We start from the raw sequence: 14,784 nt of genomic DNA, 5'->3' as shown, positions 1-14,784 counted from the left end.
AAAGGAGAACCCGACTTGAAACATATAAAATTCACAGATGAACATGGCAGCTTCACCCTCAGGCAGCCGGAAAATACAAGTTACCTGTACTTTCCCCTTGCTTCCGAGGCCGGCTTAAAAAGTTCAGTAACGCCAAACCTGGGCGGCGACGCCAAAATGGATCAGGAAACCTTCCTGTTAGAACCGGTCAGCTCTGAAAACCTCCATAATAACCGTTCCTCCCGAAACTTTTGGTGCGTGGCAGACAAAACAGATATTTTCTCCGCCACCGGAGTTTCCGATGGGCAGGAAGGGGCAAAATTTACTCCCCGGCAGGAAGAAAGCCTGCTGACCGCAGGGTTTATGTGGCAGAAAACAGAACGCGTCTCCAAATCCATGCAGCTTGCTTCTGCCGTCACTATTTTTATTCCCAAGGACAGCAATGTGGAAATTATGCACATTTCCATCCAAAACCAGTCAGACAGAACCCGAACGCTGACCTCATACGCCGCCATCCCAATCTATGGACGCAGCGCAGACAACATCCGGGATCACAGAAATGTAACTTCCATGCTCCACCGCATCTTTGTAAAAGAACAAGGGATTTTCGTCTGCCCTGCTATGTCTTTTGATGAAAAAGGCCATCGGCCAGGCAGCCGGATTTATTATGCCATGGGCGTAAACGGCAGCGGCCAGGCCCCGGAACGCTTCTATCCCACAGTAGAAGATTTTATCGGAGAAGGCGGCTCCTTTACCCATCCCCGGGCTGTCCATGAGGAATACCCGGGATACCCTGCCCCATGGGAAGGCGGAGGAACGGAAGCCATGGGCGCTTTTCGGTTTGAAACCGTCACGCTCGCCCCCGGCGAACAAGCCGAATATATTCTGCTCCTTGGGACAGAGGCAGAAGACAATAAGGAAAACATTTCCCGTATCTTCCAAGCTTACAACACCCCCGCTAAGGTAACAAAAGCATTGGAGGAAACAAAAGCCTACTGGCAGAAAAAGGCGGACGTTGGTTTTCATACCAAAGACAAAGATTTTGACTGCCTGATGAAATGGGTCAGCTTTCAGCCCTTCCTGCGGCGGCTCTTTGGCTGCTCCTTCCTTCCCCACCATGATTACGGCCGGGGAGGCCGGGGATGGCGGGATTTATGGCAGGACTGCCTTTCTCTGCTTTTGCTGGAGCCTGAAAGCGTCCGGCAGATGATTGTCAAAAATTACGGAGGCGTCCGCATAGACGGAACAAACGCCACCATTATCGGAAGCGGGGACGGCAATTTTCTGGCAGACCGCAACGGCATCACCCGGGTATGGATGGATCACGCCCTCTGGCCGCTGATGACTACAAAACTGTACATCCAGCAAACCGGAGATATCCAAATCCTCAATCAGCAGGTTCCTTATTTTAAGGACGCCCAGGTTCTGCGGGGCACAGCCCTGGATGAACTCTGGAATACGGAATATGGCAATCAGCAGCTTACAGCAGAAAACCAGGTTTACGTCGGAAGCGTCTTAGAACACCTTCTGATCCAGCAGCTTGCCGCTTTCTATGAGGTGGGAAGCCATAATATATACCGGCTGCGGGATGCAGACTGGAACGACGCATTGGATATGGCCTCTGAAAAAGGAGAAAGCGTTGCCTTTACCTGCGCCTACGCCGGCAACCTTCTGGAGCTTGCCTCTCTGATCCACCTGCTGGATCACAGTTCCATGGAGCATACGGCAGAGCTTCTGGAGGAAATTGAGGTTCTGCTCTGCAGTGATCCTGAGATTTACGGCGATGTCAGCAAAAAACAGGAAATTCTGGCAGACTATGCTTCCCAGTGCAGGCACAATATCAGCGGAAAACGGGCCAGCTTCTCCCTTTCCGTCCTTGCAGTCAACCTGACCCAGAAAGCAACCTGGCTAATGGATCATTTAAGAAGCCAGGAATGGCTGGAAGGGCCAGAGGAAGAAGGCTGGTTCAACAGTTATTATGACAACCAGGGCCAGCAAGCAGAAGGGTTCTTTCCCAGCGGCGTCCGCATGATGCTGACCGGTCAGGTTTTCGCTATTATGAGCGGCGTAGCGGAAGAAGCACATATCCGTAAAATCGTAAAAAGCGCAGACCGCTACCTCTACCGGAAGGAAATTGGCGGCTATCGGCTGAACACAGATTTCCATGAGCTGAAGCTTGATATGGGGCGCATGTTCGGATTTGCCTACGGCGAAAAAGAAAACGGCTCTGTCTTTTCCCATATGGCTGTGATGTATGCAAACGCCCTGTACCGCCGGGGCTTCGTAAAAGAAGGATGGAAAGCCTTAAAGGCATTGGCAGACGCGGCCTTAAATTTTGAAACCAGCCGCATTTTCCCAGGCGTCCCAGAATATTTCCGCGCCGATGGCCGGGGCATGTACCACTACTTAACGGGCGCGGCAAGCTGGTATATGATGACAATGATTACAGAGGCGTTCGGCGTTCGGGGAGAAGCCGGGGATTTGATTTTATATCCAAAGCTTCTGGCAGAACAGTTTGACGCCAACGGCAAAGCTTCCATCACCGTACCCTTTGCAGGAAAACGCTTTTTTATTACATATGAGAATAAAAACGGCAAAGATTTCGGCGCATACACCATTGGTTCCGCGTTCTGCGGACAGGAAGAACTGAGCGTCTGCGAGGATTCCTTTGCTCTTCTTCCCCGGAGCATGATTGCAGCGCTGCCGGAAGAAACCCACTGTATTACAGTGGAAATCATTTGACGAAACAGGAAAGGATAAACACAATCACATGAAATATGGTTATTTTGACAACGAACACAGAGAATATGTTATTGAACGGCCGGACACCCCGGCGCCATGGGTCAATTATTTGGGCTCTCCAGCTTACGGCGCAATTATTTCCAACAATGCAGGGGGATACAGCTTTGCCAAATCAGGGGCAAACGGACGGATTCTGCGCTATATTTTCAACAGCTTTGACCAGCCGGGACGATATCTCTACCTGCGGGACAACGATTCCAAGGATTACTGGTCTGCTTCCTGGCAGCCTGTGGGAAAAGACTTAAACAATTATAAAAGCACCTGCCGTCACGGATTAGGTTATACTCAAATGGAAGCTTCCTATGACGGCATTGCATCCAAAGCCTCCTACTATGTCCCCCTGGAAAAATCTTACGAAGTATGGGCTCTTACCCTGACCAATCATTCCGGCAGGCCCCGGGAACTTACCCTGACCGGATACGCTGAATTCACCAATCACAGCAATTACGAACAGGATCAGGTAAACCTGCAGTATTCCCTGTTCATCGGCCGCACTTTGTTTCAGGAGAACCGGATTATGCAGCAAATCCACGGTAACCTGGACGCACTGGCAAAAGAAGAACAGATTGATGAAAAAAACGTGACAGAACGCTTTTTCGGCCTGGCAGGCGCAGAGGTTTCCTCTTACTGCGGAGATAAAGAGCATTTTCTTGGAACATACCGCGGCTACGGCAATCCTCAGGGCGTAACCTCCGGCAGCCTTGGAAATGTATTAAGCTACAATGAAAATTCCTGCGGCGCCCTCTCCTGCACCGTCACCCTTGCGCCGGAAGAAACAAAAACAATCGCATTTCTTCTTGGTGAAAAATACTCCCAGGAGGCTTCAGACATCATTGCCGGCTATGCAGATCCCGAAACAGTCGTGAAACAAGAGCTGGCAGAGCTGAAAAACTGCTGGCAGGAAAAACTGGATCACCTGAAAGTAACTACGCCAAGCCCGGAATTTGACGCCATGATTAATACTTGGAACGCCTACAACTGTTTTATGACCTTCCTCTGGTCCAGAGCGGCGTCTTTTATCTACTGTGGGCTGCGCAACGGCTATGGGTACCGGGACACGGTACAGGATATCCAGGGAATCATCCACCTGGCGCCGGATGCGGCTGCAGAAAAAATCCGGTTTATGCTCTCTGCTCAGACCAGCAATGGCGGCGGACTGCCCCTGGTGAAATTCACCCATAATCCGGGCCATGAGGACACCCCAGACGACGCCTCCTACCGTCAGGAAACCGGGCACCCGGCATACCGGGCAGACGACGCCCTGTGGCTGTTCCCCACTGTTTATAAATATATTGCAGAAACCGGAAATCTCGGATTTCTTGAGGAAGAGATCCCTTACGCAGATCAAGAAACAGACAGCGTTTACTGCCATCTGAAACGGGCCGTCCAATTCTCTTTTGAGCGCCTGGGGCCCCATCAGATGCCTGCCGGCCTCTATGCAGACTGGAATGACTGTCTCCGCCTTGGGGCAGAGGGAGAATCCACCTTTGTGGCTCTGCAGTTTTATTATGCATTGGCTGTTTTGCAGAAATTTGCAGCCTACAAGCAGGATACGGACTATCTGAACTATCTGGATCAAAAACAAAAGGAACTGGGAGAAACCATTCAAAAGCTGTGTTGGGAAAAAGACCGTTTTATCCGGGGATACACACAAGAAGGCAGGAAGATTGGCTCTGCCTCTGATCCAGAAGCCAGCCTGTGGCTGAACCCTCAAAGCTGGGCTGTCATAAGCGGCCTTGCAGACAACGCCCAGGCAGACGCCGTACTTGACAGCGTATACGAAAAGCTGAACACCGAATACGGCGCTCTGCTGATGGCTCCGCCCTACCATGCTCATGCCTTTGAGGGGGCGTTAGCCGTCATCTACAATCCAGGCGTCAAAGAAAACGCCGGCATTTTCTCCCAGTCTCAGGGCTGGATTATCCTTGCTGAAGCTCTGCGGGGACATGGGGAGAGAGCTTTCACCTACTTTATGGAGAACGCCCCTGCCGCCCAGAATGATCGGGCAGAAATCCGCCGCCTGGAGCCTTATTGCTACGGACAGTTTACAGAAGGCAGAGACAGCAGACACTTTGGCCGCTCCCATGTCCACTGGCTCACCGGCACCGCCTCTACCGTGATGGTGGGATGCGTGGAAGGCATTCTAGGGCTCCGCCCGGATCTGCAGGGAATCAAGCTTTCCCCTGCCATTCCAAAAAACTGGGAACGCCTGGAAATTGACAAGGATTTCCGTGGAAAACATCTGCACATTCAGGTTGAGAATCCCAACCACCGGGAATCTGGATGTGAAAAACTAACGCTGAATGGAAAAGAACTGGACGGAAATTATATTCCTGCCGATCTTCTTCAGGAGGAAAATGAAATTATTCTCTTCCTGTAAAAAAGCTGAGAATGAAATAGATTGACTGCTGAAAATTACAAATAAGCTGGAACCAGCGGCATTCCATAAGAAAGCCGTGGTGAAACGGAAGCCGGCGGAGGCTGCCGCAGGAAAGAGGATAAATACTGACATGGTATTTCCTTTCTGCCGCAGCCTCCGCTGTACCATTAATGGCTCACTCTATATTCTCGTCATGGATTTTCCTCTGTCTCAATCTCCCACTGGGCCATATAATTGTTATCCCGGTACTTCTTAGGAGTGACGCCTGTGCTCTCCCGAAACTGCTGAATAAAATGGCTCTGGGAAGAAAAAGACAGACGGTTTGCAATATCAATAATGGAATAATCACTGTAGCGAAGCAGGTTCTTGGCCTTCTCTATTTTCTGTATGCGGATATAAGCGCTGACAGAGTCTCCCGTTTCCTTTTTGAAAAGCCGTGACAAATAACTGGCAGATACCCCCAGCTCGTCTGACAAATCTTCAATGGTAATACGCTCCTTAATATGGGAATAGATGTATTCCTTACAGGCGTTAATATGCTTGGAATTCGTATCGCTGCGGCGGAGCTTGCGCATTTTTTCCGTATAATCCAGCACCATTTCATCATGCAGATCCCGCACGCCCCACACCGTATGAATATCATCCAGCTTCTGAATATAAAAATCACTCATTCGAAAAGCCTGTTCCAGCTCCATGCCCTTCTGCCTGCACAGCCTAGTAATCATCGCCGTTGTTATCACAAAATGATATTTCAGATTTGTCACCGCATTCCGTGATAAGATTCCAACCCCCTCGCTGTCCAAAAAACGTTCCTGCCGGCAGTTTTCCTGAACTGCCTTTATATTTCCATTGGATACTTCCTGATAAAACAAAAACTCCTCTGTAGGCTGTCTGTGCTCTATCTCATCTACATCATCTTCCGCTTCCAACAAAAGCCACTCATCCTGATAACCCATAGAATTTACCTGCTTTCTCTTTAAATTTTCGTCTTTCTCTCACGGCCATCCATATAGAAAGCCTGCGGTTTTCACTTTAACCGCTTTAACAACGCTTCCTTTTTATAGGCTCTGATATCCTTTTCTATCACTGTATAATCCCGTTCAAACAATTCATCGCTGATCTGCCCATACAAACGCTCCCTTGGCACCTTCAGCAATATTTTATCTATCACAAAATCCTTACTTTTCTGCCTGTAACGAGGCAGCTGATTCCGCTCCTGGATATGTACGAGCTCCGGACGCCACAAAAGGCCTAATTTGCGTTTCCAATTTACCTTGGGATTCTCCCGCGCTTGCCGCAGCAGGTAAAAATCCGGTTTGCCTTCCTCTGATTCCACCGTAAGAATGCCCCACCAATCGGGAACATGCTCCTCCACGTGATGGGCATGTTTCGTACCCACCACAATATAGTTATAGTCAAAATACTGGTTGTAATCCCGCACCTGCCGGCTCAGCCGGGCGTAAGTGTCTGCATCACTTTTAATTTCCAGTCCGCAGAGGGCTTTGGGCAGCACCATCACCACATCCGCCCTGCTTCTTCCCATCTGCTTTTCTTCTATAATTCTGATTTTCCCATATTGCTCTTCCAGGTAATCAAACAGCGGTTCCCGGATATCTTTATCGTACAGCATTTATCTTTCCCCATTTACAAAGTACCTTTTAAAAAACAGTATTTATACATTTTCCGTTGCTTGTTATCATTATACTAATAAGTTGAAAAAAGGTCAATCGCTCATAAACCCAAGGAAATATTTTTTTATAACTTCTTGACTGTTCTAAATCGCAGCGCTATACTTACCTTAAGATTATCGAAGCACGATATAGCATCCATTCATATTTTTCAGACAGCGAGGTGGTTTGATGGACGCCCATATTCGGAAAGTATACGTGCCAATGACCGAAACCAGTTTTTACATCCTGCTGTGTCTGCAGGAAGAACGCCACGGCTACGGCATTGTCCGGCAAGTGGAAGCGCTGACCCAGGGAGAACTCCGAATCAGCCCCGGCACCATGTATGGAAGCCTGTCGAAAATGGAAAAAGACAGGCTGATCCAATTTGTCCGGGAAGAAGAAAAAAGAAAAATTTACTGTATTACAGATCTTGGAAAACAGGTATTGGAACTGGAAATGAAACGGATCCAACGTTTACATCGAAATATCACAGAGCTGCAGAAAAATAAAAAACGCGAAATCAGTCGAAATCAATACAGATAAAATGCTTTCTGCAATGGAGGCATCGGAACAAATATCCGCTGTCCCTCTGCAGATGCTCTTTGGCAAACGCAAACTCCACGCCGCAGATATCCTCCCGGTAAGTTTCCTCTATCTCATCGGCAAGCCCTTCCTTCTCCAGTCTTTTCCAGTCATAATATCCCAGATAGGCACAGTAATCATCGCAGTGGGCAGGCCAGTATTCCTGCTGCCAGCCGCAGTACCCGGGCGTGCGGCAAATCAGTTCCTCCAGCTTTGCCGGATCACTGACCGGATCCGTAGACGCCTCGTCCTGAAATTCACCGTCATACTTTTCAGAGGCCCTGCCGCTTGCAATACACTCCGGGCATAATTGTTCTACCTCCTCCACGGAATAAAAAGGACCAGTATAATACACATCCGTTTCTTTCCCGCAGCAATCGCAAATCACTGTCTGATCATTTTTAAATGCTCCTGTTTCCAGGGGATTTGGGTGATATTGAAACACATACCTGCTCATAAGCTTCCTTCCTTTCCTCTCTTGCATGCTCTCCATTCCTCTTCCAAAATTGCCATCAGAATATCATCCGCATAATCCTTACCATCTAAGACAGCGTCCCGAAGCCTGCCTTCCTCCCGAAACCCTGCTGCAAGATAAGCCTTCCTGGCCCGTTCATTAAAGGAAAACACATCCAGACTCAGCCGGTGAAGCTGCAATTCCTCAAAAGCAAAATCCCGCGTCACCTGCACGGCCCAGGAACCCAAACCCTTTCCCTGTGCATCCGGCTGGAAAATTACAATGCGGAAGTTGGCGCTTCTGACCTCCCAGTCAATCTCATTAATTACGCTTTCTCCCACAATGCGCCCATCCTCTGCAATCATCAAAAAATCATATCTGTCCTTGTCCTGAATACACTGAAGGAAAAATCCCACTACCTCTTCCTGGGTATAGGATTCCCTGCTTCCAGTTAATCGTACGACCTCTTGATCCAACGGACAAAAATTCTGTGAATAATAACTTTGGGCATCTTCCGGGCGGGCCAGCCGCAGCAGAAAGCCGTCTTTGCTCCATGATTTATCTGTTTTATTCATGGGAACCTCCTTGTTGGCACATCTTCAATTCCAGGATTCTTCGTAATGATTCATCCAGACGTTCCTGGGAAATAACGCCGTTTTCTATCGCCTCAAGGATTCCCTGGTATGCGCTTTGGAAATCCTTCGGCATCAGAATCATATCATTTCCGGCCAGAATTGCTTTCACTGCCGCCTGGGATGAATCGTACTGATCGGTAACCGCCTTCATGTTCAAAGCATCCGTCAGCACAATGCCGTCATAGCCCAGTTCTTCCCGCAGCAAACGCCCTATCACATACGAGGACAGGGAAGCAGGGGTGTCATTCCCAGTTACCTGAGGCAAAGAAATATGGCCCACCATAACAAATTTTACGCCCCATTCAATGCTGTCCTGAAATGGAACGATATCATTGCTTTTCAATTCTTCCCAGCTTTTCTCGGTATAGGCGTATCCCTGGTGGGTATCTCCCTCGGTGGCTCCATGTCCGGGAAAATGCTTGATACAGCCATATATTTGGTGGCTTTGCAGACCTTCCAGATTGCTTTTCACCATTTCAGAAACATTCTGAGGGCTGCTTCCATAAGAACGCCGCTTTACCACAGTATTATCAGGATTGGTCAGCACATCCGCCACAGGGGCAAAATCCAGGTTAAAGCCCATGCCGCCTAAATATTCCCCAATGGCGTCTCCCAGTTGAAAAGCCCGGCTTGCATCCTGGGCGGCGCCAATCTCTGAAATATCAGGGAAAATCTCCACTTCGCTTCCTAAAACAGACGCAATTCTTGTCACCTGCCCGCCTTCTTCATCCACTGACAAAAACAGAGGTAAGCCAATGCGCTCCCTGCTGTATTCCTGCTGCTTTTTCAACATCTCTGTCATCTGCTGCCTGGACTGGATATTGCTTTCAAAGAAAATCAGGCCGCCTACCGGATATTTGCTGAGGGCAGTTCTCGTGTCTTCACCTGCTTTTGTCACGGAAGGAAGGCCCGTCAGAGCTTCCGGAGTGATAATAAAAAGCTGGGCGGCTTTCTCTTCTACCGTCATGGAAGCGATTTTGTCCTGGATTTGCTGCTGCAAGATTGCCTCGCTGTTTTCGGGAACCTGCTGTTGTAACAGAGCTTTGTTGCTTTCCTGATTATTCAAAGGTATGTCTGGGCCTGGCTGTGATTCGTTTTGACCGGGTTCTTTAGCAGATAAATTATTTTCTTCTGATTCTTGGCGTTGATCATTCTTTTTATCATTTTGAGTCCTGGAAGATGTTTCGCTTTGTTCCCGTTTCTGAGTGTGATTGTTTTTCGATAGAAACAAAGTTCCCAGAAGAACCAGAAAAACGATCAGAAGGGTGCCGTTACACAGAAGGAGATATTTGATTTTTGATTTAGTCCTTTGGGGGCTTTTTCTCATTTTCGATCGTTCCTTTTCTATACTTTTGGTTTTTACATCGTCCTTCCTATCTTTCTTACATTCCAGAAAATAATTTCCAAATACACATATATTCCTTTCCTGTCATATGAGAGTTGGCCTTTTTCGCCTTCTCCCAATCGTCCTCGTTTAAGGAACATAAAAATTTTTTCGCTTCAGCTGTTGTAAAATCTTTTGCAACTTTTTTATATTCGTTTCCGAGATTACCCGAAATACTTCTTGGTACATAATTCATTCGCATCAAAACAGCTTCCGGAGTATTTACGCCATGATATATCATGGCAGGAATCATATCAATTTCTTTTTTCTCATCCTCACTCAATTCTTCAAAATTTATCCCGGATAATTTTGTTATTGCTGAAAGTCCCCATGTTCCGCAATTTGCAATTTGTTTATTAATTGCTTTACATGCCCGCATCAAATTTTTCGTGTCATCGTCCTCCGAAAAATAAGCTTTTGCAATCTCTGCAAGAGATTTCCCGGTAACCCAATCTGTAGTAATTTCAGCAATATTTCTGTGTTTTTCACCTTCCCCCGCAATTTCTTCTAATTGCTTCAATTCAGGAACCTTTAGCATAACGCCATACAATTCTGCAAGCAGATTATTCCCACCAAAAATACTTTTCGCATGAAACGAATCCACAGATAATTTTTGGTTCAGCTGTCTCATTCCACTAAAAGCTTTTTGTATTCCTTCTGGAGAAAACCCTGTTTGATCCGATAGTTTGCTTAATTGCGGATGATTAAGTAATTTTGATGCATATCCTTTGGCCGTTTCCAAAAGCCTCTTTGATTTTATCATTCCATTTGGTTCAGATTTTACGGCATTATATCCTAATGTATTTCTTAATAATTGTTCCATATCTGCCAGAATATCATCTAATTTATCTTTTTCATTGCATAAATGGGCAATATAACAACGAAAATCTGTCCATTGATCAGAGTAAATCACTTTGTCTAATTCGTACAGCTTTCCTTGCTTCTCTATATCATCCAGCATTGTGACCAATCTGGATATTAAGTTTCCTGTTTTAGCGCTTACGAATTGTGTAATATGTTCTCTATTGTCTTTATTACATGCTATGCCTACCATTCCTAAACTGTTTTGTCCAATTCTTCCTGCTCTTCCGGCTAAATTCCAAAATTCTCTGGGAGTCATATCTGTACTATATCCTGGTCCACTCAAAGAAATACTTTGTATACATACAGATGATACTGGAAAATTAATCCCCTGTGCAATGGTTGTGGTAGCACACAATACCTTTAAGCAGTTTTCTTCTGCAAGCCATTCCATTAATTCCTTAACTTCATCCATTAAGCTGGCATTATGCACCCCAATCCCTTTATTCAGCATGTGGATAAGTTCAAATTCTTCCCCCATTTCATCTGCCAAATATTTTTGCACTAAACGAATATTTTCTAACCCTTTATAGTTTTCGGGCAACTTCTCCATTTCGCTTGCAATATTTCTTGCCATATTCCAAGAATAATCCGTAGTACGTGCAATTGCAAGGCAGGTACCCATCACAGATAACTCTTTTGCCATCGCTGCTGTCATATCAGTTGAACTTACTTTGGAAAATGCTTTTCCGAAGTGATGTTCTCCATTCACCTGGTATTTTCCCGAAAAATGTATGGAATCTGACATTGTTATCAATGAATCAAATTCCAAGCACCAATTTCCGCGCCCTTTACAGGATGTTTTTTCATAAACGCCGACTACTCTCTCGCTTGGTTTCCAAGGCGTACTGCCAATACTAATGCTTTTTCCAGATGCAACATCATTCGCCAACCATTTCGCCAATACCTCTGCATTTTCAACATAAGGCATTAATAAAAGAAAATTCGATGTCGGGTAATCCATTTTTATCGCAGCCAATAACAATTCTATCCTAAGCCCTCTTTCATGGTCCTCAATATTATGAGCCTCATCCATAATGACCAGAGCCAGTGGTCTTGATACTTTACTATTTTTAATAACCAGGTTTAATTTTTCTGGCGTGGATACTATTACATCAAAACTTCTGTCGCCATTTTCCAATAATTCACTTTCATAAGCATCTATCTCAATCGCTGCCGATAACTGTTCAACCCGTATTCTTTCATTAAAATCTTTCCTTAGCCTGCGCGTGATTTGAGATACAAGCGCTTTTGTTGGCGCTACATATGCAACCCATCCTTTTTCTTGGTCAAATTGATTCAATGCTTGGAGAAGCTTGAATTCGGCCAGCAGTGTTTTTCCGCCTGACGTAGGCATTTCAACAGCAATGGCTGTTGATGCCTGATCCAATAAGCCCTGCTCTCTGATCGCAGCCTTCTGAGGTGGAAGCATTTCAAAAAGGCCTCTATTTTTTGTTACATATTTTACAAAATCCGTAGTTCTGGAGTTGATTGCTCTTGCTATCCACCAAACAGAACCGTCTACCATATAATTTGAAGCACAATAAAGCCATCTCAATATTGTTTCAAATTCTGTGTCATTCGCACATACTGCTGCTTCAATTGAATTTTCATAATGCTTATCTAATTGTCCATGAATTGTTGCTGGTTCCCCTTGCATCATATATGTGGCAAGAAGTTCCGTACTTTTTGATAAGTGATACAAAGCTATTAAAAGGAATGCACTTTGTTGGCTATCCTTTGATTCAGTTAAATATTTCTCCTCATAAATTTGCTGAGACTGGCGAAGGTTAATAATTTCTTTTCCGATCTGTGATAAATCATCCCAATCTTTTTTTACAAATAATTTGAGCCAGCATCTAAAAATAGATTTTAATAACTTCTGATCCCATGTATCACTTATCTCCTCCTGAATCCCTGTCAAAATGGTATCCTGATTGTCTAAAAACCATTTTTTTAAATCATTCCATCTTTCACCGCAATATGCCATAGAACAAATATGCAATACAAAGAAAATCTTAGCATTAACATTTTTGGGGACATCCATAACACTGTACAAATCAAAACACCGCCATGCCGAAGCCGAGAAAAGTTCCCTATCACAATTTTCGTCTGTATAATTAGTGAATGCAGAAATATTCTCTATGGCAGGCATTTCATATGCTAATGCAACTCTTGCCAGATGCTCCTGCCAGTCTTTTTGCAGTGTAAAATTGAATTTTATGCTATGTTTTGTAGATTTTTGAACTTTTATCTTTTCAATCGTATGGAAGCATGTTTTCCTATCCTTTTCTGGAATTACCGAAACGGCCCAATGAGATTCTAATCTATCTAAATCACTCTTTTTTAACATTAGAAATAGACCTCCTCTCATGTTCTTCCTGAATAATGTGTGGAAAGTTTCTTACTTCATCTTCTGGCACATAAATTCCTACTAATTCAATTGTTTTCTTCCCAACGGCAAATTTTTCTAAAGCCTTTGTGCGTGTCCTTAAATCATCCTCTGATGGAACAACATCCCGAATCAAAATACCTAAAATATGTACAGCCTCTTCTTCTGAACTCATATATTTTTTAAACGCTTCGGCATATTGTGGCCATAACGCATCATTCTTTAATCTGTGGGCCAAATAGTTTACTAATTGATTTGTAATCTCTTTTCTCTGGCATAAATCTTCAAGCTGATGCTTGAAACCATGTTCACCATACATGACTCCTGGCGGGTAATCTCTGTCCGATGATGTTTTGATTTCCCCAAATAAAAAATATGTGCCGCTTTCATGTTTGTAAAGCCCTACGATATCTGCACCTGGCAAACTGGAGCCTGGTTTCTTAATATCCCTTGTTATGCCCCAAGGAATAATTGCAGACAAATTACTTTCTGCATATGATTGCGCGTATGCCTCCCCAATTTCCCAACTTTCCTTTTTATCCTGCGGAAAGATTTTCTCCATGATCAGCATTCTATCGAATCCTGTATCCTGTAAGCTGTTTACTAAATCCATATTTTCTTTCATATCATACAGCTTATCATACACATCTGTACAAAGTGACAATTCCATCTCCTTTTTTGAATGAGAAATGCCAAATGCAACAATGCTGTTACTGCTAATTTTATATTCGTTCTTCCCCTTTGGTATTGCCACTTTTTTCACCTTCGCATTTTATTAATCCTGAATCCGTGAAGTTAGTTGTTTTATAATGCCAATCTAAAATTGGATTGGCCTACTGTTAATAAATCATCCTTCGAGGGCGACAATTTAATTTATTTGGATTGCTTTTGGAGCCTAATGACAGTTAAGAACATCAGAAATTCCTTCCTATGGGCATACTTTCCCCTTGGACTCATAAGAGGAAAGCTGCTGGATGACATTTATAACCGAAAATCTGCAAATGCAGCATACACCTCAGCAAAAGCATAACGCCATGTATTACTCCGGCCAAGGCCTAACAGCGCCTGCCTGGCATGTTCTGTAACGTGGCCTGCCATCATGATCATGTTACTGATCACTGTGCGCAACCTTCTGCGTCTGACCTTATGCTTAGCGGCTGTCCCTCTCCTGCCGATACTTTCCTGTCCGATCATCCGTAGGATGTTATAGCCCAATAAGAAAGGCACAATGCAGGACGCTTCCCGTTTGTTCCGGCATTTCTCACCGGCTTTAACTTTCCCTTTTCCTTTGCTGCCCTTAGTATACTATCAAGGCATAAAAATTTCAAGGAGAATCCTTTTTCTGCCTTTATATGCCAATGCCAGCAGCAAAACAAACAGCCATATCAGCAAATTGCCGCCTGCCTTCGGCGCCTTATCATTGCCTGAATGATTCTCCTCCATTTTCATGGTATCTCCGGTTTTCGGGGATTTATACTCTTCCGTGGGGCTTCCCTCTGTTTCTTCTGCCTCACAGATGGTAAAGACAGTCTTTGCTGAACCGTCCGTCCACAAAATTTCAAAGGTATGCTTTCCTATTGCCAGGGTATTTAGTGCCTGCTGATTAAGCCACTATTACCAACTTCCCCGAAATCTCTTCGGGGAA

At 45.2% G+C, this 14,784-nt stretch carries 12 protein-coding genes; 3 read left to right on the top strand and 9 right to left on the bottom strand.

Going from position 1 to position 14,784, the window contains the following annotated elements; translation table 11 throughout:
- Positions 1 to 15: 15 nt before the first annotated feature.
- On the top strand, positions 16 to 2,721 hold the full coding sequence (locus E5329_RS13345; RefSeq protein ID WP_135990020.1) for a GH36-type glycosyl hydrolase domain-containing protein: 2,706 nt from the start codon (positions 16 to 18) through the stop codon (positions 2,719 to 2,721).
- A gap of 28 nt (positions 2,722 to 2,749) precedes the next feature.
- Positions 2,750 to 5,161 carry a GH36-type glycosyl hydrolase domain-containing protein gene (locus E5329_RS13340; RefSeq protein WP_135990019.1) on the top strand — a complete coding sequence of 804 codons (2,412 nt, stop codon included), beginning with the start codon at positions 2,750 to 2,752 and terminating at the stop codon, positions 5,159 to 5,161.
- A 191-nt stretch (positions 5,162 to 5,352) separates the two neighbouring features.
- Here the strand turns inward: E5329_RS13340 and E5329_RS13335 are convergent, their stop codons facing one another.
- Positions 5,353 to 6,117, bottom strand: coding sequence for a helix-turn-helix domain-containing protein (locus E5329_RS13335; protein WP_135990018.1), 765 nt, complete (start codon positions 6,115 to 6,117; stop codon positions 5,353 to 5,355).
- A 71-nt stretch (positions 6,118 to 6,188) separates the two neighbouring features.
- Positions 6,189 to 6,791, bottom strand: coding sequence for a sce7726 family protein (locus tag E5329_RS13330; RefSeq protein ID WP_135990017.1), 603 nt, complete (start codon positions 6,789 to 6,791; stop codon positions 6,189 to 6,191).
- Between the two features lie 229 nt (positions 6,792 to 7,020).
- On the opposite strand from E5329_RS13330, the gene E5329_RS13325 reads away from it, so the two are divergent.
- On the top strand, positions 7,021 to 7,374 hold the full coding sequence (locus tag E5329_RS13325) for a PadR family transcriptional regulator (protein WP_135990016.1): 354 nt from the start codon (positions 7,021 to 7,023) through the stop codon (positions 7,372 to 7,374).
- Here the strand turns inward: E5329_RS13325 and E5329_RS13320 are convergent.
- From E5329_RS13320 to E5329_RS13290, 7 genes are all read right to left on the bottom strand, one after another.
- Positions 7,352 to 7,870, bottom strand: a complete 519-nt coding sequence (locus E5329_RS13320) for a CbrC family protein (RefSeq protein ID WP_135990015.1) — start codon at positions 7,868 to 7,870, stop codon at positions 7,352 to 7,354. The two genes, E5329_RS13325 and E5329_RS13320, sit on opposite strands and share 23 nt — an antisense overlap.
- Positions 7,867 to 8,442: a GNAT family N-acetyltransferase gene (locus tag E5329_RS13315; protein ID WP_135990014.1), complete on the bottom strand. Its 576-nt coding sequence runs from the start codon at positions 8,440 to 8,442 to the stop codon at positions 7,867 to 7,869. The genes E5329_RS13320 and E5329_RS13315 overlap by 4 nt, the downstream gene beginning before the upstream one ends.
- The gene (locus tag E5329_RS13310) at positions 8,435 to 9,502 is read right to left on the bottom strand and encodes a glycoside hydrolase family 3 protein (RefSeq protein WP_168356622.1); all 1,068 of its coding nucleotides are present in this window, start codon (positions 9,500 to 9,502) and stop codon (positions 8,435 to 8,437) included. The genes E5329_RS13315 and E5329_RS13310 overlap by 8 nt, the downstream gene beginning before the upstream one ends.
- A 382-nt stretch (positions 9,503 to 9,884) precedes the next feature.
- On the bottom strand, positions 9,885 to 13,100 hold the full coding sequence (locus E5329_RS13305) for a DEAD/DEAH box helicase (RefSeq protein WP_135990012.1): 3,216 nt from the start codon (positions 13,098 to 13,100) through the stop codon (positions 9,885 to 9,887).
- Positions 13,084 to 13,893, bottom strand: coding sequence for a hypothetical protein (locus tag E5329_RS13300; RefSeq protein WP_135990011.1), 810 nt, complete (start codon positions 13,891 to 13,893; stop codon positions 13,084 to 13,086). Before E5329_RS13300 ends, E5329_RS13305 begins: the two co-directional genes overlap by 17 nt.
- Before the next feature lie 227 nt (positions 13,894 to 14,120).
- Entirely contained in the window at positions 14,121 to 14,366 is a 246-nt protein-coding gene (locus tag E5329_RS13295) for a hypothetical protein (protein ID WP_275443245.1), read from the bottom strand.
- 81 nt (positions 14,367 to 14,447) lie between these two features.
- A complete protein-coding gene (locus E5329_RS13290; RefSeq protein WP_135990010.1) occupies positions 14,448 to 14,693 on the bottom strand; it encodes a hypothetical protein in 246 nt (81 codons plus the stop codon).
- Positions 14,694 to 14,784: the final 91 nt, after the last annotated feature.

It is taken from the genome of Petralouisia muris (genome assembly GCF_004793545.1).
Classification (GTDB): Bacteria; Bacillota; Clostridia; order Lachnospirales; family Lachnospiraceae; genus Petralouisia; species Petralouisia muris.
The sequence above is the reverse complement of the archived record's forward strand: the minus strand, read 5'-3'. Positions and strand labels throughout refer to the sequence as shown.